This is a genomic window from Dyella sp. LX-66, assembly GCF_018599165.1.
Taxonomy (GTDB): domain Bacteria; phylum Pseudomonadota; class Gammaproteobacteria; order Xanthomonadales; family Rhodanobacteraceae; genus Dyella_D; species Dyella_D marensis.
In genome coordinates, this window is record NZ_JAHFVJ010000003.1 from 288,463 (window position 1) to 312,742 (window position 24,280).

Annotated in this window: 22 protein-coding genes and 1 other RNA gene; 8 read left to right on the forward strand and 15 right to left on the reverse strand. The window is 68.6% G+C overall.

Annotation, left to right across the window (positions count from 1 at the left end; genetic code table 11):
* Positions 1-10 precede the first annotated feature (10 nt).
* The 15 genes from ftsA to rsmI form a co-directional block, all read right to left on the reverse strand.
* Positions 11-1,243 carry a cell division protein FtsA gene (gene ftsA, locus KK141_RS07845; RefSeq protein ID WP_167252479.1) on the reverse strand — a complete coding sequence of 411 codons (1,233 nt, stop codon included), beginning with the start codon at positions 1,241-1,243 and terminating at the stop codon, positions 11-13.
* Positions 1,240-1,983, reverse strand: coding sequence for a cell division protein FtsQ/DivIB (locus KK141_RS07850; RefSeq protein ID WP_214569202.1), 744 nt, complete (start codon positions 1,981-1,983; stop codon positions 1,240-1,242). Before KK141_RS07850 ends, ftsA begins: the two co-directional genes overlap by 4 nt.
* Positions 1,980-2,912: a D-alanine--D-alanine ligase gene (locus KK141_RS07855; protein ID WP_214569450.1), complete on the reverse strand. Its 933-nt coding sequence runs from the start codon at positions 2,910-2,912 to the stop codon at positions 1,980-1,982. The genes KK141_RS07850 and KK141_RS07855 overlap by 4 nt, the downstream gene beginning before the upstream one ends.
* 20 nt (positions 2,913-2,932) lie before the next feature.
* Positions 2,933-4,372, reverse strand: coding sequence for a UDP-N-acetylmuramate--L-alanine ligase (gene murC, locus KK141_RS07860; RefSeq protein WP_214569203.1), 1,440 nt, complete (start codon positions 4,370-4,372; stop codon positions 2,933-2,935).
* Positions 4,369-5,445 (reverse strand): undecaprenyldiphospho-muramoylpentapeptide beta-N-acetylglucosaminyltransferase, encoded by a 1,077-nt coding sequence (gene murG / locus KK141_RS07865; RefSeq protein ID WP_214569204.1) that lies wholly within the window; start codon positions 5,443-5,445, stop codon positions 4,369-4,371. Before murG ends, murC begins: the two co-directional genes overlap by 4 nt.
* Complete coding sequence (ftsW, locus tag KK141_RS07870) at positions 5,442-6,671, reverse strand: putative lipid II flippase FtsW (protein WP_214569205.1); 1,230 nt, start codon at positions 6,669-6,671, stop codon at positions 5,442-5,444. The genes murG and ftsW overlap by 4 nt, the downstream gene beginning before the upstream one ends.
* Entirely contained in the window at positions 6,671-7,882 is a 1,212-nt protein-coding gene (mraY, locus tag KK141_RS07875) for a phospho-N-acetylmuramoyl-pentapeptide-transferase (protein WP_214569206.1), read from the reverse strand. Before mraY ends, ftsW begins: the two co-directional genes overlap by 1 nt.
* Positions 7,872-9,239, reverse strand: coding sequence for a UDP-N-acetylmuramoyl-tripeptide--D-alanyl-D-alanine ligase (gene murF, locus KK141_RS07880; protein ID WP_214569207.1), 1,368 nt, complete (start codon positions 9,237-9,239; stop codon positions 7,872-7,874). The genes mraY and murF overlap by 11 nt, the downstream gene beginning before the upstream one ends.
* Positions 9,236-10,708: a UDP-N-acetylmuramoyl-L-alanyl-D-glutamate--2,6-diaminopimelate ligase gene (locus KK141_RS07885; RefSeq protein ID WP_214569208.1), complete on the reverse strand. Its 1,473-nt coding sequence runs from the start codon at positions 10,706-10,708 to the stop codon at positions 9,236-9,238. The genes murF and KK141_RS07885 overlap by 4 nt, the downstream gene beginning before the upstream one ends.
* Positions 10,705-12,522 carry a penicillin-binding transpeptidase domain-containing protein gene (locus KK141_RS07890; protein ID WP_250901615.1) on the reverse strand — a complete coding sequence of 606 codons (1,818 nt, stop codon included), beginning with the start codon at positions 12,520-12,522 and terminating at the stop codon, positions 10,705-10,707. Before KK141_RS07890 ends, KK141_RS07885 begins: the two co-directional genes overlap by 4 nt.
* Positions 12,519-12,782 (reverse strand): cell division protein FtsL, encoded by a 264-nt coding sequence (ftsL, locus tag KK141_RS07895; protein ID WP_214569452.1) that lies wholly within the window; start codon positions 12,780-12,782, stop codon positions 12,519-12,521. Before ftsL ends, KK141_RS07890 begins: the two co-directional genes overlap by 4 nt.
* A gap of 5 nt (positions 12,783-12,787) precedes the next feature.
* Positions 12,788-13,714: a 16S rRNA (cytosine(1402)-N(4))-methyltransferase RsmH gene (rsmH, locus tag KK141_RS07900; protein ID WP_214569209.1), complete on the reverse strand. Its 927-nt coding sequence runs from the start codon at positions 13,712-13,714 to the stop codon at positions 12,788-12,790.
* 56 nt (positions 13,715-13,770) lie between these two features.
* Positions 13,771-14,217 carry a division/cell wall cluster transcriptional repressor MraZ gene (gene mraZ, locus KK141_RS07905; RefSeq protein ID WP_214569210.1) on the reverse strand — a complete coding sequence of 149 codons (447 nt, stop codon included), beginning with the start codon at positions 14,215-14,217 and terminating at the stop codon, positions 13,771-13,773.
* Positions 14,218-14,541: 324 nt separating this feature from the next.
* An RNA gene (gene rnpB / locus KK141_RS07910) (RNase P RNA component class A) lies at positions 14,542-14,907 on the reverse strand.
* Positions 14,908-14,942: 35 nt separating this feature from the next.
* Positions 14,943-15,776: a 16S rRNA (cytidine(1402)-2'-O)-methyltransferase gene (gene rsmI / locus KK141_RS07915; RefSeq protein WP_214569211.1), complete on the reverse strand. Its 834-nt coding sequence runs from the start codon at positions 15,774-15,776 to the stop codon at positions 14,943-14,945.
* An 89-nt stretch (positions 15,777-15,865) separates the two neighbouring features.
* Here rsmI and KK141_RS07920 point away from each other — a divergent pair, with 89 nt between their 5' ends.
* The 8 genes from KK141_RS07920 (at position 15,866) to KK141_RS07955 (ending at position 24,272) form a co-directional block, all read left to right on the forward strand.
* Positions 15,866-17,689, forward strand: coding sequence for a penicillin-binding protein activator (locus KK141_RS07920; RefSeq protein WP_214569212.1), 1,824 nt, complete (start codon positions 15,866-15,868; stop codon positions 17,687-17,689).
* Between the two features lie 10 nt (positions 17,690-17,699).
* Complete coding sequence (locus tag KK141_RS07925) at positions 17,700-18,056, forward strand: YraN family protein (protein ID WP_214569213.1); 357 nt, start codon at positions 17,700-17,702, stop codon at positions 18,054-18,056.
* 623 nt (positions 18,057-18,679) lie between these two features.
* The gene (locus tag KK141_RS07930; RefSeq protein ID WP_167252749.1) at positions 18,680-19,117 is read left to right on the forward strand and encodes a hypothetical protein; all 438 of its coding nucleotides are present in this window, start codon (positions 18,680-18,682) and stop codon (positions 19,115-19,117) included.
* Positions 19,118-19,159: 42 nt separating this feature from the next.
* Positions 19,160-20,134 carry a type IV secretion system protein gene (locus KK141_RS07935; RefSeq protein WP_214569214.1) on the forward strand — a complete coding sequence of 325 codons (975 nt, stop codon included), beginning with the start codon at positions 19,160-19,162 and terminating at the stop codon, positions 20,132-20,134.
* 38 nt (positions 20,135-20,172) lie between these two features.
* A complete protein-coding gene (locus tag KK141_RS07940) occupies positions 20,173-20,904 on the forward strand; it encodes a TrbG/VirB9 family P-type conjugative transfer protein (RefSeq protein WP_243867853.1) in 732 nt (243 codons plus the stop codon).
* Positions 20,901-22,142, forward strand: coding sequence for a TrbI/VirB10 family protein (locus KK141_RS07945; protein WP_214569215.1), 1,242 nt, complete (start codon positions 20,901-20,903; stop codon positions 22,140-22,142). Before KK141_RS07940 ends, KK141_RS07945 begins: the two co-directional genes overlap by 4 nt.
* Positions 22,143-22,160: 18 nt before the next feature.
* A complete protein-coding gene (gene virB11 / locus KK141_RS07950; RefSeq protein ID WP_214569216.1) occupies positions 22,161-23,195 on the forward strand; it encodes a P-type DNA transfer ATPase VirB11 in 1,035 nt (344 codons plus the stop codon).
* 24 nt (positions 23,196-23,219) lie between these two features.
* Positions 23,220-24,272, forward strand: a complete 1,053-nt coding sequence (locus KK141_RS07955; protein WP_214569217.1) for a lytic transglycosylase domain-containing protein — start codon at positions 23,220-23,222, stop codon at positions 24,270-24,272.
* The last annotated feature ends 8 nt before the right edge of the window (positions 24,273-24,280 follow it).

Genomic DNA, 24,280 nt, shown 5'->3' on the forward strand with positions numbered 1-24,280 from the left:
GCCCGCCGGCTCAGAAATTCTTCGCCAGCCAGCCGCGCAGGCGATCCACCAGCCCGCCCACGCTGCCGCCGGAGGAGCCGCCCGCGCGCATGCCGCCGGCGCGCGCGCCGTGCAGCAGCAGGCCCACGCCGGTGGAATGCAGCGGGTTGGTGACCACTTCGCCCAGGCCGCTGACGTGCTGCGGCACGCCGATGCGCACCATCTTGTGGAAGATCTCCTCGGCCAGCTCCAGCGCGCCTTCCATGCGCGAGGCGCCGCCGGTCAGCACCACGCCGGCCGCGACCAGGCTTTCGTAGCCGGAGCGGCGCAGCTCGTCCTGCACCATCTCGAAGATTTCCTCGTAGCGCGCCTGCACGCTCTGCGCGAGCGACTGGCGGGCCAGGCGGCGCGGCGGGCGGTCGCCCACGCTGGGCACCTGGATGGTTTCCTCGGCGTGCGCCAGCTGGGCCAGCGCGCAGGCGTACTTGATCTTGATCTCCTCGGCATGCGCGGTCGGCGTGTGCACGCCGTAGGCGATGTCGTTGGTGACCTGGTCGCCGCCCACCGGCAGCGACTTGGTGTAGCGGATCGAACCCTGCGTATAGATCGCGATGTCGGTGGTGCCAGCGCCGATGTCGACCAGGCACACGCCCAGCTCGCGCTCGTCGTCGGTCAGCACCGACTTGGCGCTGGCCACCGAGGAAGGCACCAGCTCGTCCACGCTCAGGCCGCAGCGCTGGATGCACTTGCTGATGTTCTGCACCGCGGCGGCCGCGCCGGTGACCAGGTGCACGCTCGCCTCCAGGCGCACGCCGCTCATGCCCACCGGCGAGCGGATGCCGTCCTGGCCGTCGATGCGGTACTCCTGCGACTCCTTATAGAGAACCTTGCGGTCGGCCGGGATCGCCACCGCGCTGGCGGCTTCGAGCACCTGTTCCAGGTCGCCCGGAGTGACTTCGCGGTCGCGGATGGCGGCGGTGCCGTGCGAGTTCTTGGTTTCCAGGTGGCTGCCGGAGATCGAGGCGTAGACCGAGCGGATATCGCAGCCGGCCATCAGCTCGGCCTCTTCCACCGCGCGCTGGATCGAGTGCACGGTCGATTCGATGTCCACCACCGAGCCGCGCTTGAGCCCGCGCGACACATGCGTGCCGATGCCGATCACTTCGATCGGCTCGCCCGGCTCGTACTCGCCCACGATCGCCACCACTTTCGAGGTGCCGATGTCGAGGCCGACGACCAGTTGCTTGTCGTTGCGGGTTTTCATGTGCTGGGCGTGCCTTTGGTGGTGACGGCGGCCGGTACTTGCGTCTGCGGCCAGCGCACGGCGAATCCGTTGGTATAGCGAAGGTCTGCGTAGGCGAAACCGTCGGGACGGTTCGCCATCAATTGGGGGTAGACGTCGAGGAAGCGGCGCAGCCGGCGGCCGGCCTGGTCGCGATCGCCGAGCACGATCTGCGCGCCGCTGGAGGTGCTGAGGCTCCAGCTGCCGCGCTCGGTCAGCGACACGCCGGTGATCTTCAGATGCGTGCTGCCGAACGCCTTCTGCGTCTCGGCATAGAAGCTCACCACCTCGGCCAGGCGCGCGTCGGGGCCACGCAGTTGCGGCAGGCTGTCGAAGCCGTCGGCGCCGGGTGCGTCGAACACCAGGCCCTGGCGGCTGATCAGCTGCTTGTCGTTCCAGCGCGCGAACGGCTGGCGCTCGTAGATGCGCAGGATCAAGGTGTCCGGCCAGCGCTTGCGCGCCTCCACCGATTCCACCCACGGCAGCGCGGCCACGGCCTTCTGTACGGCGTCGAGGTCCAGCGCGAAGAAGCCCTTGCCCAGGCGCGGCAGCACGGTGGCGCGGATGGCGTCCGCGCTCACGTGCTTGAACTCGGCCTGCACCGTCAACTGGGTCACCGGCCAGCGATTGGCCGCGAACCATCCGCGCAGCACGCCGACGATCGGCAGCGCCACGAGCGCGATGGCCAGACACCAGGCAACGAGGCGAATCGCTCCCCTCACACGCCCTCCCGGAAGCTCGTTTCCAGCACGCGCCAGCACAGCGTCTCGTAGTCGATGCCGACCACCTTGGCCGCCTTGGGCACCAGCGAGTGCGAAGTCATGCCGGGGGCGGTGTTCACCTCCAGCAGCCAGTTGCGGCCGTCGCGGTCGCGCATCACGTCGACGCGGCCCCAGCCGCCGCAGGCCAGCGCGTCGAACGCGCGCAGCGCCAGCGCCTGCATTTCGCGCTCGGCCTCGCCTTCCAGGCCGGGGCAGATGTATTGCGTGTCTTCGGCGATGTACTTGGCGTTGTAGTCGTAGTACTCGCCCTTGGGTACGATCTTGATCGTCGGCAGCACGTCGCGGCCGAGAATGCCCACCGTGAACTCGCCGCCTTCGATCAGCGTCTCCATCAGCATGTCGCCGGGATAGCGCTGCGCCAGTTCCACCGCAGCGTCCAGGTCTTTTTCCTCGAACACGCGGGTGACGCCCACGCTGGAGCCTTCCCAGGCCGGCTTCACGATCAGCGGGAAACCGATCTCGCGCGCCGCGGCATGCACGTCGGCGCCGCGCGGCAGCGCCTTGAAGCGCGGCGTCGGCAGGCCCAGCGCCTGCCACACCAGCTTGGCGCGGATCTTGTCCAGCGACAGCGCGGAACCGAGCACGCCGGAACCGGTGAACGGAATGCGCAGCGACTGCAGCGCGCCCTGCAGCTCGCCGTTCTCGCCACCGCCGCCGTGCAGGATGTTGAACACGCGCGCGAAGTGGCCGGCGCGCGCCGCATCGAGCAGCGCGGGGATGCCGTCGATCGCCTCGGCGTCGACGCCGCGCGCGCGCAGCGCCTTCAGCACGCCGTCGCCGGAGTTGAGCGAGACCTCGCGCTCGGCCGAGCTGCCGCCCATCACCACGGCGACGCGGCCGAACTGCGCGGGGTCGCTGACCGTCTTCAACTCGCCCTTCTTCTGCGCCGTCACTTCTTGCTCCTCAGGTTGCCGGCCGCAGCCAGCTCCACCGCCGCCGCGCCGATATCGCCGGCGCCGAGCAGCAGCAACAGGTCGCCGTCGCGCAGCAGCGCCGGCAGGGTTTCCTTGAGTTCGCGCGGATGCTCGACCAGCACCGGGTCGACCTTGCCGCGCGCGCGCACCGCACGCGCCAGGGCGCGGCCGTCGGCGCCGGCGATCGGCGCTTCGCCGGCCGGGTAGACGTCGGTCAGCACCAGCACGTCGACGTCGCTCAGCACATTGGCGAAATCGTCCAGCAGGTCGCGCGTGCGGCTGTAGCGATGCGGCTGGAAGGCCGCCACCAGGCGGCGCTCCGGCCAGCCGCCGCGCACGGCGGAGAACACCGCAGCCAGCTCGCGCGGATGGTGGCCGTAGTCGTCGACCAGCAGCGCCGTGCCCTTGTCCAGCGCGATCTCGCCGCGGCGGTGGAAACGGCGGCCCACGCCTTCGAACTGCTCCAGCGCGCGCGCGATCGAGCCCGCTTCCACGCCCAGCTGCCAGCCGATGGTGGCGGCGGCCAGCGCGTTGAGCACGTTGTGGCGGCCCGGCAGGTTGAGCTTCACCTGCAGCGCTTCGTTGCGGCCGGGCAGCCACAGATCGAAGTGCATCTCGAAGCCGTGCTGGGTGAGATTGCTGGCGCGCACGTCGGCGTCGGGCGAGTCGATGCCGTAGGTCATCACGCGGCGCGTGGTGCGCTTGGCCAGCGCGGCCACTTCCGGATCGTCCACGCACAGCACGGCCAGGCCGTAGAACGGCAGGCGGTGCAGGAAATCGTCGAAGGCCTTCTTCACCAGCGCGAAGTCGCCCTGGTAGTTCTCCAGATGATCGGCGTCGATATTGGTGATCGCCGCCACCACCGGCGACAGCATCAGGAAGGAGCCATCCGACTCGTCGGCTTCCGCCACGATGTACTGGCCGGTGCCCAGGCGCGCATTCGCGCCGGCCGCGTTGAGCTGGCCGCCGATCACGAAGGTCGGGTCGTAGTTGGCTTCGGCCAGCACGCTGGCGGTGAGGCTGGTGGTGGTGGTCTTGCCGTGCGTGCCGGCGATCGCCACGCCGCGGCGGAAGCGCATCAGCTCGCCCAGCATCTCCGCGCGCGGCACCAGCGGGATGCGCGCCTCGCGGGCGGCGACCAGCTCGGGGTTGTCCTGGCGGATCGCGCTGGAGGTGACCACCACGTCGGCATCGCCGATGTGCTCGGCGGCGTGGCCGACGTGCACCACGATGCCCAGCGCGGCCAGGCGCTGCGCGGTCGGCGAGTTCGACCTGTCGGAACCGGACACCTGATAGCCGAGGTTGTGCAGCACTTCGGCGATGCCACTCATGCCCACGCCGCCGATGCCGATGAAATGCACGCGGCGGAAGGTGGTCATCAGGTCTTCGTGGGCCAGCAGGCGGCGGGGCGTCATGCGCGCACCTCCAGGCAGGCGCGCGCGATCACCGCGGCGGCGTCGGGCTTGGCCAGGGCACGCGCGGCGGCGGCCATGGCCACGGTGCGCGCGCGATCGTTCAACAGCGCATCCAGGCGCTGGGCAAACTGCTGTACGTCCAAATCTCGTTCCTGTACGACTTCGGCGGCGCCGGCGGCCACCAGGGCCTCGGCGTTGCGGGTCTGGTGGTCGTCCACCGCATGAGGGAAAGGCACCAGCACGGCGCCGAGGCCGGCGGCGGTGAGCTCGGCCACGGTGAGCGCGCCGGCGCGGCATACGGCCAAGTCGGCCCAGGCATAGGCGCCAGCCATGTCTTCGATAAACGGCACGATCTGCGCGTCGACGCCGGCCTTGGCATAGGCGTCGCGCGCTTCGTCGATGCCGCGGTTGCCGCACTGGTGCAGCACCTCGGGGCGGGCCGCCAGCGGCAGCTGCGCCAGCGCCTGCGGCAGCGCCAGGTTCAAGGCGCGCGCACCGAGGCTGCCGCCGAGCACCAGCAGTCGCGGCTTGCCGTCGCGGCCGGCCATGCGTGCGGCCGGAGCCTGCAATGCCGCAATGGTGGCGCGCACCGGATTACCCACCCACTCCGCGCCCGGCAGGGTGTCGTTGAAACCCACCAGCACGCGCGCCGCATGCGCGGCCAGCTTGCGATTGGTGAAGCCCGCCACGCCGTTCTGTTCGTGCACCAGCAGCGGCTTGCGCAGCAGCCACGCGGCGATGCCGCCGGGGCCGGCCACATAGCCGCCCATCGACAGCACGCTGCGCGGCTTCACCGCACCGACCACGCGCAGCGAAGCGAGCAGCGCGCGCGCCAGCATCAGCGGCGCCAGCACGCGGGTCTTCAGGCCCTTGCCGCGCAGGCCGCCGACCGGCACGGTGCGCAGCGGTACGCCGTGCGCCGGCACCACCTTGGTTTCCATGCCGCCATCCGCGCCCAGCCACACCACCGGCACGCCCTGCGCGCGCAGCGTCTCGGCCACGGCCAGGCCGGGGAAGATATGGCCGCCGGTGCCGCCGGCCATGATCAGCACGGGTGCGTTGCTCGCGCTCATGCGTTCACCGCCTCGCGCGCCGCGGCCGCATGGGCGTCGGCCACCGCCAGCGCCGGCACGCGCGTAGCCATCTGGCGCGCATCGATCGCGCGGTTGATCTCGTAGGTGGCACGCAGCAGCACGCCGGCCATGGCGCAGGTCAGCACCATCGACGAACCGCCGTAGCTGATCAGCGGCAGGGTCAGGCCCTTGGTCGGCAGCGCACCGAGGTTCACGCCGATCGACACCATGGTCTGCAGGCCGATCATCAGCGAGATGCCGAAGGCCACGTAGCCTGCGAAGCGCTGGCCCAGTTCCACGCCCTTCAGGCCCAGATACAGGCCGCGACCGACGGCCAGCGCGAACAGACTCATCACGCCAAGGATGCCGGCCAGGCCGAGCTCTTCGGAGATCACCGCGAAGATGAAGTCGGTATGCGCTTCCGGCAGGTAGGAGAGCTTCAGCACGCTCGAGCCCAGGCCCACGCCGGTCCATTCGCCGCGGCCGATCGCCATCAGCGACTGGGTCAGCTGGAAGCCATCGTTGAATGGATCCTTCCACGGATCCATGAACGAGGTGAGGCGCTTCATACGATAGCTTTCGCTGGTCGCCGCGATCGCCAGCAGCGGCATCAGCGGCAGGCCCATGCCGAACAGGAAGATCGGCCGCGCGCCGCCCAGCCACACCATCGCGATGGTCACCGAGATCACCAGCATCGCCGAGCCGAAGTCCGGCTGCAGCAGCAGCAGCACGACCATCAGGCCGGCCACCATGATGGGCTTGAGCAGGCCGAGGAAGCGCGTTTCCACGCTTTCGCGGTGGCGCACCAGGTAGCTGGCGATATAGACCACCAGGATCAGCTTCACCGCTTCCACCGGCTGGAAGCTGGTGACGATCAGGTTGAGCCAGCGCCGCGCGCCGTTCAGGCGCATGCCCAGGAACGGCAGGAACACCGCCAGCAGCAGGATGAAGGCCAGCAGCAGCAGCAGGAAGCTGTGCTTCTCCAGCACCTTCAGCTCGGTGCGCATGGCCGCGCCGGCCAGCACCATGCCCAGCCCCAGGAACATCAGATGCTTCTTGAGGAAATAGAACGCACCCAGGTGCTGGCTGTCCGCCACCGCGATCGAGCTGGAGGTGATCATCACCAGCCCGACGCAGGCCAGGCCGACGAGCGCGATCAGCAGCGGCAGATCGAAGCTGCCCTGCGGACCTTGCCGGCGTTTGGCCTGGGTGGCGTCGAATAGCATCAGCGCACCTTCAACGTGGCGAGGCCGATCAGCACCAGCACGACGCTGATGATCCAGAAGCGCACGATCACCCGCGGCTCGGGCCAGCCCTTCAATTCGAAATGGTGATGGATCGGCGCCATGCGGAAGATGCGCTTGCCGGTGAGCTTGAAGCTCGCCACCTGCAGCATCACCGACACGGTTTCCATCACGAACACGCCGCCCATGATCAGCAGCACGATCTCCTGGCGCACGATCACCGCGATCGCCGCCAGCGCCGCGCCGATGGCCAGCGCGCCGACGTCGCCCATAAAGACCTGGGCGGGATAGGTGTTGAACCAGAGGAAGCCTAAGCCCGCACCGGACAGCGCACCGCAGATGATCGCCAGCTCGCCGGCACCGGGAATCGAAGGAATGCCCAGGTATTCGGAGAACACGCGGTTGCCCGCGAGGTAAGCGAACACGCCGAGCGCGCCCGATACCAGCACCGTGGGCATGATCGCCAGGCCGTCCAATCCGTCGGTGAGGTTCACCGCGTTGGAGAAGCCCACGATCATGAAATAGGTCAGCACCACGAAGAACAGGCCCAGCGGCACCGCCACCTGCTTGAACAGCGGCACGAACAGCGCGGTCTCGGCCACTTCCTTGGTGCACACCGGCGCGGCATTGGCCGGCGGCTCCAGGGTGAGGCGGCTGTCCAGCGCGGTCGCCGTGGTCTCCACGTGCTGCACCACCGCCGGCACGGCCGGGCGCACGCAGGGCGGCGGCGTGGTGGGCGCGGTGAAGTACAGGAACAGCGCAGCGATCAGGCCGAACACCGACTGCCAGAAATACTTCCAGCGCGAAGCCAGGCCGCGGCTGTCCTTCAGCACCAGCTTCTTGTAGTCGTCGTAGAAGCCGATCACGCCGAAGCTGAGCAGCACGGCCAGCACCACCCACACATAGCGGTTGTGCAGGTCCGCCCACAGCAAGGTGGCGATGGCCACTGCCAGCAGGATCATCACGCCGCCCATGGTCGGCGTGCCGGCCTTGGACAGATGCGTCTGCGGGCCGTCCTTGCGCACCACCTGCCCCGCTTTCAGTGCGGCCAGCTTGCGGATCAGCGCGGGGCCGAACAGCAGCGACATGGCCAGCGCGGTCAGCGAGGCCATGATGGTGCGGAAGGTGATGTATTGGAAAAGATGCAGCGCCGTGAAGTGGCGGGCCATCCAGTCTGCGAGTTCAAGCAGCATCGGATGCGCCCTCCTTCGGTTGAGCGTTGCGAAGCGCGGCCACTACCTGTTCCATGCCCGCCGAACGCGAGCCCTTGACCAGGCAGGTAACGCCGCCGTGTAGGTGTTGCTGCAGCGAAGCCACCAGCGCAGCCTTGTCGGCATGGTGTTCGCCGTTGGCGCCGAACGCGGCCACGGTGGCGGCGCCGAGCGGACCGACCGCGAACAGCCGCTGGATGCCGCGCTCGCGGGCGCGCGTGCCGATGCCGGCGTGCAGCGCCTTCGCGTCCGGGCCCAGTTCGGCCATGTCGCCGAGCACCAGCCAGCGCTCGCCGCCGGCCAGCGCCAGCGTGTCGATGGCCGCGCCGACCGAACCGGGGTTGGCGTTGTAGCTGTCGTCGATCAGGGTCCAGCCGCCCGGCATGCGCTCCAGCTTCAGGCGGCCGGCGACGCCGGGCACCTGCTCCAGGCCATCGACGATCGTGGCGAGCGGTACGTCCAGCGCCAGCGCCAGCGAAGCCGCCGCCAGCGCATTGGCGATGTTGTGGCGGCCGGCCAGCGGCAGGTTCACTTCGGCGTCGCCGGCCGGCGTGGCCAGCACGAAGCGCGAGCCGTCCACGCGCTGCTCCAGGATCTCCGCCACCACTTCCGCCGGATGATCCAGGCCGAAGCGCAGCTGGCGGCGGCCGGTGGCCAGGCCTTCGAAGAACTTGGCGAAAGCGTCGTCGGCATTGATCACCGCCACGCCGTCCGCCGGCAGCGCCTGGTACAGCGCGCCCTTGGTCTCGGCCACGCCTTCCACGCTGCCCATGCGTTCCAGGTGCGCCGGCGCCACCGTGTTGACGATGCCGATATCCGGCCGCGCGATCGCAGCGAGATAAGCGATGTCGCCCGGCTTGCCCGCGCCCATTTCCAGCACGGCGTATTCGGTGTCCTGTGGCATCGCCAGCAAGGTCAGCGGCAGGCCCAGCTCGTTGTTGTAATTGCCGGCGTTGACGTGGGTGCGGCCGTGGCGCGACAGGATGGATGCCGTCAGCGTCTTCACCGTGGTCTTGCCGTTGGAGCCGGTGATGCCCACCACGCGCACGTTGCTCTGCGCGCGCACCGCGCTGGCCAGGTCGCCCAGCGCCAGCTCCGTGTTGTTCACCACCACCTGGGCGATCGGCGCATCGACGCGGCGCTCGACCAGCGCGGCGACCGCGCCGGCGGCAGCGGCCTGCGCCAGGAAATCGTGGCCGTCCACGCGCTCGCCCTTGATCGCGACGAACAGGTCGCCCGCGCGCAGCTTGCGGGTATCGATGCCCACGCCCAGGACTTCCACGTCGGCACCGTGCAGGTGCCCGCGGGTCCACAGGGCGATGGCGGACAAACGCATCATGCGTGCAGCTCCAATGCAGCTCGGGCGACTGCAAGATCGTCGAACGGGCGCTTGCCGTGCGCGCCCTCCTGATAGGTTTCGTGGCCCTTGCCGGCGATCAGCACCACGTCGCCGGACTGGGCCAGCTGCAGCGCTTCGGTAATCGCCAGCGCGCGGTTGCGCTGCACGCGCGCGGCCTCCGGATGCGCCAGGCCCGCCACGATCTGCGCCACGATGGCGTCGCCGTCTTCGCCGCGCGGGTTGTCGTCGGTGATGATCGCCACGTCGGCCAGCCGCTCGGCGATCGCGCCCATCAGCGGACGCTTGCCGGCGTCGCGCTCGCCGCCGCAGCCGAACACGCAGATCAGCCGGCCCTCGCAATGCGCGCGCACGGCGTGCAGCGACTGCTCCAGGGCGTCCGGCGTGTGCGCGTAGTCGACCACCACCAGCGGCAGGCCATGCTGGCCGCCGAGGCGGCTCATGCGGCCGTTGACCGGATGCAGCGCCGACACTGCCTCGACGATGCGCTCGAACGATTCGCCCAGCGCGCCCAGCACCGCCACCACGGCGAGCAGGTTGTCGACGTTGAAGCGGCCGATCAGGTGCGTCTGCAGCGCGCGCGTGCCCCATGGGGTGTGCAGGTCGAAGCGCAGGCCCTCGGCCGAGGTAAGGATGTTGCTTGCGCGGATATCCGAAGCCAGGTCGCCGGCCGCGCTGATGCGCAGCTTGCGCACGTGCTCCGGCGTGCGGCCCAGCAGTTCGCGGCCGAAGGCGTCGTCCACGTTGATCGCCGCATGGGTCAGCGTGGGCCAGGCGAACAGCTTGGCCTTGGCGTCGCCATAGGCCTGCATGCTGCCGTGGTAATCCAGATGATCGCGGGTGAGATTGGTGAACACCGCGGTGCCGAACTTCACCGCGCCGACGCGGCCCTGCTCCAGCGCATGCGAGGACACTTCCATCGCCACGTGCGTGGCGCCCTGCTCGCGGAACGAAGCCAGCAGTTCCTGCACGTGGATGGCGTCCGGCGTGGTGCGCTCGCCTTCCTCGACCTGGCCGTGCAGGCCGGCGCCGAGCGTGCCGATGGTGGCCGCGCTGTGGCCCAGGTGATGCAGCGCCTGCGCGATCAGCTGCACGGTGGAGGTCTTGCCATTGGTGCCGGTGACGCCCACCACCTGCAGCGCTTCGGACGGACGGCCGTAGAAGCGGGCGGCGATCTCGCCCACCTGCGCGTGCAGGCGTTCGATCCAGATCACCGGCACGCCGAGCGCGGGCGCCGCCGTGGCCGGCGCTTCGGCCAGCACCACGCGCGCGCCCTGCGCCACCGCGCCGGCGGCGAATTCGATGCCGTGGCCGCGCGTGCCGCGCAGCGCGAAGAAGGCCTCGCCCGCACGCACGCGGCGCGAATCCAGCGCCAGGCCCGAAACGACGATATCGCCGGCACTGTCCGTGTCGGCGATACCGTGCAGCAACTGTTCGAGGCGCTGGCTCATGGGGTCGCTCCCTCGACCGGCGCGTCCTCGACCAGCGGCGCGTCCGGCGGCTTGCTGCCGACCAGTCCGTTATTGCCCTGCACCGGACCGCCGACGTACCAGCGGCCGATATTGTCGGGCGGCACATCGAGCAGGCGCAGCGCGCCGTCCATCACCTTGGCGAACACCGGCGCCGAAACCAGGCCGCCGTAGTAGCTGCCCTTCTTCGGATCGTCGATCACCACCACCGCGGCCATGCGCGGATTGCTGGCCGGCACGATGCCGGCGAAGGCGGCGCTGTAGTTGTTCTTGGCATAGCCGCCGGCCTGCGCCTTGTGCGCCGTGCCGGTCTTGCCGGCCACCGCGTAGTTGGCGATCCACGCGTACGGCGCGGCGGTGCCGCCCGGCTGGGTGGTGGATTCCAGCATGGTGACCAGCTTGCGCGCGATTTCCGGCGCGATGATCTGCCTGGTCTCGCCGGCGGCGCCCTTCACGAAGGAAGGCTCGTGCATCAGGCCACCGTCGCCGATGGTGGCGTAGACGTTGGCCAGCTGCAGCGCGGTGACGTTGAGACCGTAGCCGTAGGCCATGATGGCCTTTTCCAGCGGACGCCAGTCGCGGCCCACCTTGAGGTAACCGGAAGCCTCGCCGGGAAAGCCGCTGTTGGTGCTGCTGCCGAGGCCGAAGGCGCGGTAGGTGTCGTAGAGCAGGCCGGTGTCCAGCGTCATCGCGATCTTGGCGGCGCCGATGTTGCTGGATTTCTGGATCACGCCGGTGGGCGACAACATGCCGTAGGCATGGGTGTCGCGGATGTCATGGGTCATGTAATAGAAATGACCGTTACCGGTGTCGACCAGCGGGCCGTTCGGCGTGTATTTGCCGCTGGACAGAGCCGCGGCCATGACCACCGGCTTGATGGTGGAACCTGGTTCCACCACGTCGGTCATCGAACGGTTGCGCCGCTGCGAGGCCGTACTGCTGCGCAGGGCGTTGGGGTTGTAGGTGGGCAGGTTGACCATCGCCAGCACTTCGCCGGTGGTGACGTCCAGGATCACCATCGAACCGGAATCGGCCTGCGACTGCTCCAGCGTGTTCTTCAGCTCGTTGTAGGCGAGGAACTGGATGCGGCGGTCGATGCTCAGCGTGAGGTTGCGGCCCGGCTGCGGCGCACGCACCTGCTCCACGTCTTCCACGATGTGGCCCATGCGGTCGCGGATCACGCGCTTGGCGCCCGGCTTGCCGGCCAGCCAGTCGTCGAAGGCCAGCTCCAGGCCTTCCTGGCCGTGGTCGTCGATATTGGTGAAGCCCAGGATGTGCGAGGTCACTTCGCCCGACGGGTAATAGCGGCGGTATTCGCGCTGGCCGTTGACGCCGGGGATACCTAAGTCCAGCACGGCCTGCGCCGCGTCCGGGCGCATCTGGCGGCGCAGGTAGACGAACTCGCGCTCGGAGCGCTGCATCAGGTATTGCTTAAGCTCACCCGCGTCCATGCCGATGGCCTTGGCCAGCTGCGGCAGGCGGTCTTCGCTTTCCAGCACTTCGGATGGGTTGGCCCAGATCGACATCACCGGCGTCGACACCGCCAGCGGCTCGCCGTTGCGGTCGAAGATGGTGCCGCGCGAAACCGCGATCGGCACCTCGCGCAGGAAGCGTGCGTCGCCCTGGCTCTGGTAGAACTCCTTGCGCACCACTTGCAGGTCGAACGCGCGCGCGACCAGGCCGAGCGAGGCCAGCGACAGTATCGCCACCACCGCGATCATGCGGCGGCGGGGACTGGGGCCATGCTGGCGGCGGCGGGCGGTGGGCTGGGTCGGGAAGCGGGTGCGCATGTTCATCGGCGCACCAGCTGGATGTCTTGCGGCTTGGGATTGACCATGCCCAGCTTCTGGCGCGCTTCGCTGTCCACGCGCCGCGGCTCGGCCCAGGTGGCCTGCTCCAGTTCCAGCTTGCCGTATTCGATATTGAGGTCGTCGCGCTGGTTCTGCAGGCGGCTGAGCTCGACGAACAAGGTGCGGCTCTCGTGGCGCGTCCACACCACGCCCACCGCGCTGGCCAGCGTGGCGCCGAGCAGGAGCAGCAGGAAGATGGTGCCGATCACTTTCATGAGAGCTTCTCCGCCACGCGCAGCACCGCCGAGCGGGAGCGCGGATTGGCGGCCTGCTCGGCCTCGGACGGGAACTGCGCCTTGCCCACCGCCGCCAGGCGCGCGGGCGCGGCGGCGACGGGCGGGCCGCGGCGGCTGCCCTGCACGCGGCCGGAGTGGTCGCGGATGAAGAGCTTGACCGCGCGGTCTTCCAGCGAGTGGAAGCTGATGATCGACAGGCGGCCGCCGACGTTCAGGCATTCCAGCGCCGAGGCCAGCCCCTGCTTGAGCGAGTCCAGCTCGCCGTTCACCTGGATGCGCAGCGCCTGGAAGCTGCGCGTGGCCGGATGCTTGCCCGGCTCGCGGCGGCCGATCACGCGTTCGATCAGCCCGGCCAGTTCGCCGGTACGCGCCAGCGGATGCTCGGCGCGGTCTTCGACGATGGCACGGGCGATCTTGCGGCTGAAGCGCTCCTCGCCGTAGACCCACAGCACGTCGGCGATCTCGCGCTCGTCGGCGCGGGCGAGGAAGTCGGCGGCGCTTTCGCCCTGGGTCGGGTCCATGCGCATGTCGAGCGGCGCGTCGGCCATGAAGCTGAAGCCGCGCGCGGCTTCGTCCAGCTGCGGCGAGGAGACGCCCAGATCGAGCAGCACGCCGTCGAGGCCGGCGGCGGTTTCGTCCCACTCGGCCAGACTGGAGAAATTGGCGTGGCGGATCGACACACGCGCGTCGGCGGCGAATTCGGCCTGGGCGGTGGCGATGGCGGTGGGGTCGCGGTCCATCAGCAGCAGGCGGCCGTCGGGGCCAAGGCGCGACAGCACGGCGCGGGCGTGACCGCCGCGTCCGAAGGTGCCATCCAGATAACGCCCGCCAGCCCGCACGGCGAGACCCTCCACTGCTTCACCCAGCATCACCGGGATGTGCCGCAACACTTGCTCGGCCATGCCGCACTCCCGCTCCCGTCCCATGTACTGCTGCGCTGCGCCGCCACCGTGTCCGGTTACAGGCGCAGGTCCGCCATTTCGTCAGTGATGTCGTCTTCGCCCAGGGTCTGGCGGATCTTGGCCAGGTGGGCCTGTTCGCTCCACAGCTCGAACTTGTTGCCCATGCCCAGCAGGACCGCTTTCTTCTCGATGCCCGCCGCCGCCCGCTGGCTCGCCGGCAGCAGGACGCGCGCGGCGGAATCCGGTTCGACGATGGCCGCGGCGCCCACCAGCTTCATCTGCATGTCGCGATGGGCCGCCTTGACCTTGGGCAGGGCGTTGACCTGGTCGCGCACCTGCTCCCACTCCGCGTACGGGAAGACCCACAGGCAGCCCGCGTCGAAGGGGTTGTAGGTGATCACCAGGCGATTTCCGCACGCGTCCGCCACCTGATCCCGATACGCGGTCGGGATGGCCAGGCGGCCCTTGTCGTCGACGGTGATGGCGGTTTCGCCCTGGAACACGGCCCGATAACTCCCACGAATTCCCACGATTTCACACGGGAACCCACGATAGTCTCGCCCCCTGAGACTGTCAAGGGAATTTTGCTTGTGAATCAATGAGAAAGGCGGAGGTGTGGCAGTAATTCCAGCCTTTTCTTAGGAAATACCCCGAGGTATTTGAATGGCTAGGAAATTTTGGAAAACTTGCGAACCATTTCGCAGTCCTGGAGACGGGCGCACGACCCTGCCGCATGAACCCTCGTTCATGCGGCCTGCCATTCCAGGAAATCCCACGCGAGATCCTTCCAGGCCACCGCCAAGCGGCCTGCGCGCGGGAGAAAAAAGAGGCGGAGTCGGCCTGTAAGCCGGGTTCTGTACGCCTTGCGGCGCGACAGTCATTCCTCTCGGCCTGGCGTCGCCGCCAGGCTCCAGCAACCTACCCGGGAACAACGCGGGCCGCGTTATCGTTCCCCTATTTGGTCTTGCTCCGAGTGGGGTTTGCCGTGCCACGCGGCGTTGGCCCCGCGCGCGGTGCGCTCTTACCGCACCGTTTCACCCTTACCACGCGCATCGAAGATGCCGTTCGGCGGTTTGCTCTCTGTTGCACTTTCCGTCGGCTCGCGCCGCCCAGGCGTTACCTGGCACTCTGCCCTGTGGAGCCCGGACTTTCCTCGATGCGCTTGCGCGTATCGCGACTGCCCGGCCGACTCCGCCCGGCATTGTAACCGGAGCGACATCTGAGCGCTTCAGTCGCCGCCTTCATATAAAGCGCGGCGCGAGGCGCCGGTGATCGAAGCGGCGAGCTTGGCGGCCCGCGTCGGCGGCATTTCCTCGCGCAGGATGGCGAAGACGCGGCGACCCTCGGCCACGCGCGCATCGGCGTCGTCGCCGCGGCCATGCACCAGCAGCACGTGTTCGCCGCGCTGCTGGTCCGGATCGGCCGCCACGCGCGCGGCCAGCGCGCCCAGCGGCTCACCGAGCACGGTTTCGAACATTTTGGTGAGTTCGCGCGCCAGCACCGCTTCGCGCGCCTCGCCGAACACGTCGCGCATGTCGGCCAGGCTTTCGGCGACGCGGTGCGAGGACTCATAGAAGATAAGCGTGCGCCCTTCCCCTTCCAGCTCCTGCAGGCGTGCGCGGCGCGCGGCGGACTTCGGCGGCAGGAAGCCTTCGAACACGAAGCGGTCGCTGGGCAGCCCCGCCACCGACAAGGCGGCGATCGCGGCACAGGCGCCCGGCACCGGCGCGCAGCGGATGCCCGCGGCACGCGCGGCGCGCACCAGGCGGAAACCCGGATCGCTGACCAGCGGCGTGCCCGCATCGGAAATCAGCGCCACCGATTCGCCGCCCTGCAGCCGGCGCACCAGCGCATCCACCGCCTCGCGCTCGTTGTGCTCGTGCAGGGCGGTGAGCGGCGTGCCGATGTTGTGATGCATGAGCAGCGGACGGCTGTGCCGGGTGTCTTCGCAAGCAATCACGGCGACGGAGCGCAGGGTCTCGATGGCGCGCGCGGAGATGTCGTCGCGATGGCCGATCGGCGTGGCCACCACCCACAGAGAACCGGGCTTAAGCTGAGACATGGGCGGCAGTTCCTCTGACATAAGCGGTCGACACGATCGGCTATGATCGCCCAATTGTTCTTCGTGTCGACAGATCCAAGGACGTTTGCATGCGCCTGATTCGCGCCACAGGCCTCGGCCTGATGATCTCGCTGGCGCTCGCCGGCTGCGTGCCGCCGAGCGCGACGCGCACTCCCGCCGAAGTCTCCGCCGAGGAGAGCGCCGCCGCGATGGCGCGCGATGGCCGCTTCGACCAGGCCGCGCAGGCCTATCTCGCCCTGGCCGGCACCTCGTCCGGCGCCGCCGACCACTACCGCCTGCTGGCCGGCGAGGCCTACCGCCAGGAAGGCCGCCTGGAACAGGCCGCCACCTTCCTGACCACCATCAAGCGCGCGCGCCTGAGCGGCGACGAGCCGGTGCGGCTGGACCTCCTGCAGGCCGAGTTCGCGCTGAAGCAGAACAACCCGCAGCGCGCGCTGCAGCTCACCACCCAGCCCGGCGTCGCCGTGCCGGCCAATCTGCAACTGCGCCAGCTGGAACTGCGCGCCAAGGCGATGGATGCCACCGGCGATGCCTGGGGCGCCGCGCGCAGCCGGGTGGAAATGGACGAGCGCCTGAGCGGCATCGATCAGACGCAGAACCGCAAGCAGATCCTGGCCCAGCTGGCCAAGCTGGGCGTCGACCCGCTCAAGCAGCGCGCCGCCGCCATGCAGCAGGGCGACCGCATGCTGCCGTGGATCAACGAGGCGCTGAGCCAGCTCGGTGTGGCCGTGGCGCGTCCGCAGCCGACGCTGGAGCAGCAGGTCGGCACCATGATCCCCGGGCAGGACGCCAACGTGCGCGAGGGCTACAAGATGCCCGAGCGCGTGGCCCTGCTGCTGCCGGCCAGCGGCAGCTTCGCCGCGGCCGGCGCCACCATCCGCGAAGGCTTCTTCGCCGCTTATGCCGATGCCGCGCGCAACCGCGCGCCGCGCCCGCCGGTGAAGGTCTACGACAGCGGCGGCACACCCGCCGGCGCGGTCAAGGCCTACCAGCAGGCGGTGGCCGACGGCGCCAAGCTGGTGGTGGGCCCGCTCACCCGCGGCGAGGTGTCAGCGTTGTTCGGCCAGGCCGAGCTGCCGGTACAGCTGCTGGCGCTGAACCATCCCGACGACAAGAGCCTGCCGGCCGGCGGCGTCGCCGAATTCGGCCTGCTGCCGGAAACCGAAGGCGCGCAGGCGGCGGACCACATGGTCGAGCGCGGCCTGCTCACCGCCTATGTGGTGGTGACCGGCGAAGACTACGGCCAGCGCGCCGCCAACGCCTTCAAGGCCGAGCTGGAAGCGCGCGGCGGCAAGGTGGCGCGCATGGCCACGCTCAACGGCAACGGGGTCAATTACGCCTCGCTGATCGCCGGGCTCAACGCGGCCGATGCGGGCTCCGATGCCGGCGTCTTCATCAGCATGCGTCCGCAGCAGGCGCGCCTGTTGCTGCCCCAGCTGCGCCTGGCCCGCGTGAACCTGCCGGTGTTCGCCACCTCGCACGTGTATGCGGGCGTGGACGACGCGGGCGCCAACCACGATCTGGAAGGCGTCGAGTTCTGCGACGCGCCCTGGCTGTTCGACGCCCAGCCCGGCCTGCCCGACCACGCCGAGATCGCCGCGCAGCTGCCCAGCGCACGCGGCCCCGCGGCGCGGCTGTTCGCCTTCGGCATGGATGCGTGGAACCTCATTCCTTATGTCGACTGGCTGCGCGAGCACGCCGGCAGCTACCTGCCCGGCGCCAGCGGCCAGCTCACCGCGGACCAGTTCGGGCGCGTGCGCCGCGTGCTGGTATGGGCGAAGTTCCAGGACGGCCTGGCGCACCCGCTCAGCGGCAGCCTGCAGATGGACAGCGCACCCGCCCAGCCGCCCGCCCCCGCCGGCAGCACCGCGCCGCCGCCCAGCCAGGGCTGATCCGGCACCGATGCGCGCCGCCGGCGCGCTGTTCGAGCAACGCGCCTGCGCGGCCCTGCAGGGGGCCGGGCTGGCGCTGCTGGCGCGCAACTTCACCACGCGCCATGGCGAGCTCGATCTGGTCATGCGCCAGGGCGACACCGTGGTCTTCGTCGAAGTGCGCCACCGCCTGCGCGCCACGCATGGCGATGCCGCCAGCTCGATCACCGCGGCAAAGCAGGCCAGGCTGATCAGCGCCGCGCAGCTGTGGCTGGCAGCCCATCCGAAGCATGCGCAGCACCCCTGCCGCTTCGACGTGGTCTGCTACGACGGGCCAGCTGAAACCGCGCGGATGTCGTGGTGGCGCGACGCCTTTCAGGCCGGTTGACAAATCTTCAGGAATGGCCTGAAAAGCGCGCCGCAACAAGGCCGTTGTTAAGCCTGGACGTTTAGACGTCCAAATGCCCAAGCCACTGTTTTATGGCTGATTTACGACAGTGTTTCAAACACTAAGCAAAAGCCGTACCTACACATCGCGTTGCCAAATTTAGGCGCACTGCGTCACAATCCGCCCCTCGGGGTCTGGCCCCCGGAGATTAATGTGCGGTTTACTTGTAATAAGTGTGCTGGCCGCACATCCAACCGCCCACATGCAAGGTTTAAGGACGGTCGCAAGAAGCCAGACTAGACAGGGAGTCTGAATGGAATCGATGCACATCACTTCGCGGGCGCTTGCGTCGCCCGCCATCGCCGTAGCGCGACAGGGGAAAACAAACGGCGGCTCGACCGCCTGCCTCCGCACCGGACCTTCGGGGACTCCGGGGCGTTCTCGCGCACCGACGCTTCTTCGCTTGCTCTGAATCTGACGCCGCCGGCCCATGCCGGTGTCATCGGCATGCCCTGGTTTCAGGGTATTGCGGACCCCGCGGCGAACGATCCTCGGCCTCGATATCGGCTTTCCTTACAACTTGTGGGTACGACGTGAAAAAGGATTTCTTCAAACCGGCCCTGCTGGGCGCCTCGCTGCTCGCCACCCTGGCACTGTCCGGCTGCGGCACTACGCCGGCCAAGGACTTCGGCGGCTCCTGGAAACAGGTGAACCGCTTCCAGGACGCGCCCACCGAGATTCCGCTTGCCAAGAACTACACGTTCTACGCCTCGCCGATGGACGAGACGCTCAAGAACATGCTGACGCGCTGGTCGCGCGATACCGGCATGCAGCTGTCCTACCAGCTGCCGTCCGACTACACGCTCTACAAGCGCGTGAGCGACCTGCACACCACCGATATCCAGTCCGCCACGGCCGAGCTGTCGTCGATCTACGCCAGCCAGGGCGTGTCGGTGAGCGCGGACGAGCGCCAGATCCTGGTGCAGGCGGCGGGCGGTTCCGTCGGCGCGCCGGCGGATGCACCGAACAGCCCGGCGCCCAGCGCGCCGAGCGCGAAGTAAACACAGGGGATTAGTCGTGAATTCCGTTATGGGTTTCCGCCGATGCTGAAGCGCACATCGAGCAAGAAGATCGACGAGGCCGTGGCCAAGTCGGTCAATTTCGAGGTGACCGTCGCCGACCTCGCCAAGCGCAGCGAACGCCGCGCGTGGTGGGTGGCCGGTTCCTCCGTGGTGATGTCCCTGATCCTTGCCGGCGGCTATTTCTACATGCTGCCGCTGAAGGAAAAGATCCCCTACATGGTGATGGCCGACGCCTACACCGGCACCGCCACCGTGGCGCGCCTGACGGAGGACTTCACCAACCGCCAGATCAGCACCAGCGAAGCGATCAACCGCAGCAACGTGGCGCACTTCGTGCTGGCGCGCGAGTCCTTCGACGTCGCCACCATGACCCTGCGCGACTGGGGCACCGTGCTGGTGATGTCGGCGCCGGACGTGGCCGACGCCTTCCGCATGCTGCATTCGGCCAACAACCCGACCAGCCCGTACAAGCTGTACGGCCGCGAGCGGGCGATCCGCGTGAAGATCCTCAGCATCGTGCTGATCGGCGGCGGCCAGGGCCAGACGCCCAAGGGCGCCACCGTGCGCTTCCAGCGCAGCATCTACAACAAGCAGTCCGGCACGCTGCAGCCGCTGGACAGCAAGATCGCCACCATCGAGTTCGCCTACAAGGCGAACCTGAAGATGGACGACCAGTACCGCATCGAGAACCCGCTCGGCTTCCAGGTCACCAGCTACCGCGTCGACAACGACTACGCCACGGCTCCGCCGGAGGAAGTCCCGGTGCCGGCCGCCGCGCCCGACCCGAATGCCGAGCAGGCCGCCGCCGCGCCGGCAGGCGCCGCGCCGGCCGAAGGCACCATGACCGTGCAGCCGGGCGCCGCGCCCGACGACGGACTGCGCACCGCTCCCGTTCCGCAATCCCCGATTCCGGAACGCGAAGCCCCCAGGACCACGGCACCGGCGCCCGCCGCGCCGGCGCCCCGTAACACCGCGAATGGAGTCGGCCGTCGATGAACCGAACGAGGAAACTAGCCCTGGCTGGCGCCATCTGCATGGCCGCCATGGGCCTTGCGCCCCACTACGCTCACGCGCAGGTGGTGCAGCAGTACGAATACCAGCCAGACCGCATCTACCAGGTGCGCACCGCGCTGGGCATCACCACGCAGATCGAGCTCAGCCCGAACGAGAAGATCCTGGACTACAGCACCGGCTTTGCCAACGGCTGGGAGCTGTCGCGCCGCGACAACGTGTTCTACCTGAAGCCGAAGAACGTCGACGTCGACACCAACCTGATGATCCGCACGGAGACGCATTCGTACATCTTCGAGCTGAAAGTCGTCGCCACCGACTGGAAGGCGCTGGACCAGGCCAAGCGCGCCGGCGTGCAGTACCGCATCAGCTTCACCTATCCGGGCGACACCGCGTTCGCGGACGAGGCGGTGAAGACCGCCGCCGTGCCGGAGCAAAGCACCGAACTGCACAAGGACCGTGTCTACAACTTCGACTACGACTACGCCACCCGCGGCGGCAAGAAGTCGCCCTGGCTGATTCCGGTGAACGTCTACGACGACGCGCATTTCACCTACATCAAGCTGCCGGACCTGGCGAAGTTCCCCACGGGCGACTTCCCGGTGGTGTACATGCGCGAACGTGAGCATGGCGAAGACTCGCTGGTGAACACCACCGTCGAGGGCAACACCATCATCGTGCACGGCACCTATCCGTACCTGGTCATCCGTCACGGCGACAACGTCGTAGGCCTGCGAAGGAACACCAAAAAGTGAGCTCGAACAATCCATACGAGGGCGGCGGCCAGGGCGCGCCGCAGGACAATCCGCAAGGCAGCGGCGAGCCGTTGTCGAGCAATCCCTATCACACCAATTACCAGCAGCAGCAGTCCGTCCCCGACCTGGACGCCAACGCGCCGCAGCTGCGCTCCAACGACCTGAAGCGCATGAACCGCCGCGCGCTCGGCTTCATGGGCGGCATCCTGGCGCTGCTGGTGGTGCTCGCGTTCTGGCTGGTCAATAGCGCCACCTCGCGCCATGACCAGCCGAAGAAGGCCAAGGAAGAAACCATCACGGTGCCGGACGCGCCCAAGCCGATCCCGCTGCCGCCCCCGCCGCCGCCGCGCCAGGCCGAGCCGATCCAGGTCGCGCAGACACCGCCGCTGCCGCTCAACACCACGCCGCAGCCCAAGCGCGAGGAAGGTCCGCGCGGTCCGAGCCTGATCGAGCGCCGCATGATGACCGGCAACTCCGCCGCGCAGGCCGCGGACGCGCAGGGCAATCCGGTGCCGGCGGGCAATCCCTATCTGCAGGGCATGCCGGGCATGGGCAATCCGAACCAGCCGGCGCAGGCGCAGGGCGACCCGAACCGTCCGGACTTCGGCTTCAACTCGCTGGACAAGAACGCCAGTGCGCAGACGGTGCACAACCCCGACACGCTGATGCAGCGCGGCACCTACATCCGCTGCGTGCTCGAAACCCGCATCATCAGCGACTTCCCGGGCTTCACCACCTGCATCGTCACCGAGCCGGTGTACTCCTTCAACGGCCACAAGCTGCTGCTGCCGAAGGGTTCGAAGGTGCTGGGCAAGTACCAGTCCGTGCCGAAGGGCCCGCGCATCGCCGTGATCTGGGACCGCATCATCACGCCCAACGGCGTGGACGTGAACATGTCCAGCCCCGGCATCGACAACCTCGGCAGCTCCGGCCACCCCGGCCAGTACGACGCGCATTGGCCCAGCCGCATCGGCGCGGCCCTGCTGATCAGCCTGCTCAGCGACGCGTTCAAGTACGAGGCGGCCGAGCACGGCCCGCGCCAGACCACGGTCAGCAATGGCGTGGTGACGCAGTCGCCGTTCGAGAGCAACACCGCGGCCACCGTCCAGAGCCTGGCCAACCAGGCCGTGCGCGAAGCGGCCAACCGGCTGCCGACGGTGACCGTCAACCAGGGTACGGTGCTGTATGTCTACGTCGCCAAGGACGTGGATTTCAGCGGCGTGGTCTCCCGGCTCTGAGGAACGAGACGAACCGGTATGGATGACGGAGCAGTCGCACAGGTTTCCAACGAATTCCTCGAGTACCAGTACGAGGTACTGGGCATCAAGGAATTCATGGCCTCGCCCGAGGTCACGGAAATCTGCATCAACAGGCCGGGCGAGCTGTACCTGGAAAGCCGGGGCGGATGGCAGAAGATGGAAGTCCCGTCGCTGACCTTCGACCGCGCGCGCCAGTTCTGCACCGCCGTCGTCAACGAGAGCAACACGGGGCAGCGCATCACCGACGCCGACCCCGTGGTGTCGCTCACCTTCCCTACCGGGCAGCGCGCGCAGTTCGTGATCCCGCCGGCCGTCGAGGCCGGCAAGGTCTCGATCACCATCCGCCTGCCGTCCAAGCAGACCAAGACGCTGGCGCAGTACCACGAGGACGGCTTCTTCAGCGAAATCATCGAGGACGCGCACGGCGTCAGCAGCCAGGACCAGGAACTGCTCGACCTGCGCGCGCAGCGCCGCTACGCGGATTTCTTCCGCCAGGCGGTGCTGTACAAGAAGAACATCGTGGTCTCCGGCGCCACCGGCAGCGGCAAGACCACCTTCATGAAGTCGCTGGTGCACCACATCCCGCACCACGAGCGGCTGGTGAGCATCGAGGACGCGCGCGAGCTGTTCCTGGACCAGCCCAACGTGGTGCACCTGCTCTATTCCAAGGGCGGCCAGAGCACCAGCAACGTCACCGCGAAGAGCTGCATGGAAGCGTGCCTGCGCATGAAGCCGGACCGCATCATCCTGGCCGAGCTGCGCGGCGACGAATCGTTCTACTTCATCCGCAACTGCGCGTCGGGCCACCCGGGTTCGATCACCAGCTGCCACGCCGGTAGCCCGGAACAGACCTGGGACCAGCTCGCCCTGATGGTGAAGGCCTCGGCCGAAGGCTCGGGCCTGGAGTTCGCCACCATCAAGCGCCTGCTGCAGATGACCATCGACATCGTGGTGCACATCAAGGCGCACGCGGGCCGACGCTACATCACCGGCATCGACTTCAACCCCGCCCGCCAGTTCGCCGGCGGCTGAGGCACAGGAGCACAGGGACCGACCATGCTGACCGGACTGGAAATGATGGCCTGCCAGAACCTCGCCGTACCGGCGGAGGTGATGCAGCACGTCGTCAATGTCGAGTCGAGCTCCAACCCCTTCGCCATCGGCGTGGTGGGCGGTCAGCTGGTGCGCCAGCCGCAGAACCTGGACGAGGCGATCGCCACCGTCCAGATGCTGGAGAACAAGGGCTACAACTTCTCGGTCGGCCTGGCCCAGGTCAACCGCAGCAATTTCGGCAAGTACGGCCTGGACACCTACGAGAAAGCGTTCTCGATGTGCGGCAACCTGATCGCCGGCTCGCGCATCCTGGCGCAGTGCTATGCCAGCGCGGGCGGCGACTGGGGCAAGGCCTTCAGCTGCTACTACTCCGGCAACTTCACCACCGGCTACCGCGACGGCTACGTCCAGAAGATCTACGACTCGATGGGCCGCGGCGTGCGCCTGGCCAGCAACACCCAGGTGGCCCAGGCCATTCCGCTGCAGACCCAGGGCCAAGGCCAGGGCATGCCGCAGAACACCAACCGCCGCGTGGTGCCGCCGGTGGTCAACACGCAGATCGACGACGCTTCGTACCGCGTGGCGCTGCGCAGCGTGGCGATCGATACCGCCGCCACGGCGGCGGTGAATGCAGTGGCCGCGCGCCTGGGCATGCAGCCGGCGCAGCAGCAGGTCAATGCGCTGCCGCAGCAGGCCATGCCGCAGGGCGTGCCCAATCCGAATTTCGCGCAGACCATGCAGCAGGCCATGGCGCCCAACGGCCAGGCCAACGCCCAGATGGCGCCACAGGCCATGCCGGGCAACTTCCAGGGCCAGGCCAACGACAACCAGCCGATCATGGCCGGCGTCGTCGGCGGCGCTCCCGCCGGCAATCCGGTCGCCGGCCCCGCCGGGCAGGGCGACGAGGTGTTCACGCCGCAGGTTCGGGGCCCCAACGACCGCGCACCGCAGCAGCAACAGCAGCAGCAGCCGCGTCAGGCCAACGCCAACGTGGCGCCGGGCACCGACCGCGCCGACATGCGCCAGGGAGGCAGCGATGCCGCCTTCGTTTTCTGACCTCTTCC

Bases quoted from the DNA above. Each gene is read 5' to 3' on its own strand.
- ftsA (WP_167252479.1), bottom strand. From the start codon at position 1,243: ATGAAAACCCGCAACGACAAGCAACTGGTCGTCGGCCTCGACATCGGC.
- murC (WP_214569203.1), bottom strand. From the start codon at position 4,372: ATGACGCCCCGCCGCCTGCTGGCCCACGAAGACCTGATGACCACCTTC.
- murG (WP_214569204.1), bottom strand. From the start codon at position 5,445: ATGAGCGCGAGCAACGCACCCGTGCTGATCATGGCCGGCGGCACCGGC.
- ftsW (WP_214569205.1), bottom strand. From the start codon at position 6,671: ATGCTATTCGACGCCACCCAGGCCAAACGCCGGCAAGGTCCGCAGGGC.
- mraY (WP_214569206.1), bottom strand. From the start codon at position 7,882: ATGCTGCTTGAACTCGCAGACTGGATGGCCCGCCACTTCACGGCGCTG.
- murF (WP_214569207.1), bottom strand. From the start codon at position 9,239: ATGATGCGTTTGTCCGCCATCGCCCTGTGGACCCGCGGGCACCTGCAC.
- KK141_RS07885 (WP_214569208.1), bottom strand. From the start codon at position 10,708: ATGAGCCAGCGCCTCGAACAGTTGCTGCACGGTATCGCCGACACGGAC.
- KK141_RS07890 (WP_250901615.1), bottom strand. From the start codon at position 12,522: ATGAACATGCGCACCCGCTTCCCGACCCAGCCCACCGCCCGCCGCCGC.
- rsmH (WP_214569209.1), bottom strand. From the start codon at position 13,714: ATGGCCGAGCAAGTGTTGCGGCACATCCCGGTGATGCTGGGTGAAGCA.
- rsmI (WP_214569211.1), bottom strand. From the start codon at position 15,776: ATGTCTCAGCTTAAGCCCGGTTCTCTGTGGGTGGTGGCCACGCCGATC.
- KK141_RS07920 (WP_214569212.1), top strand. From the start codon at position 15,866: ATGCGCCTGATTCGCGCCACAGGCCTCGGCCTGATGATCTCGCTGGCG.
- KK141_RS07925 (WP_214569213.1), top strand. From the start codon at position 17,700: ATGCGCGCCGCCGGCGCGCTGTTCGAGCAACGCGCCTGCGCGGCCCTG.
- KK141_RS07935 (WP_214569214.1), top strand. From the start codon at position 19,160: ATGCTGAAGCGCACATCGAGCAAGAAGATCGACGAGGCCGTGGCCAAG.
- KK141_RS07940 (WP_243867853.1), top strand. From the start codon at position 20,173: ATGGCCGCCATGGGCCTTGCGCCCCACTACGCTCACGCGCAGGTGGTG.
- virB11 (WP_214569216.1), top strand. From the start codon at position 22,161: ATGGATGACGGAGCAGTCGCACAGGTTTCCAACGAATTCCTCGAGTAC.
- KK141_RS07955 (WP_214569217.1), top strand. From the start codon at position 23,220: ATGCTGACCGGACTGGAAATGATGGCCTGCCAGAACCTCGCCGTACCG.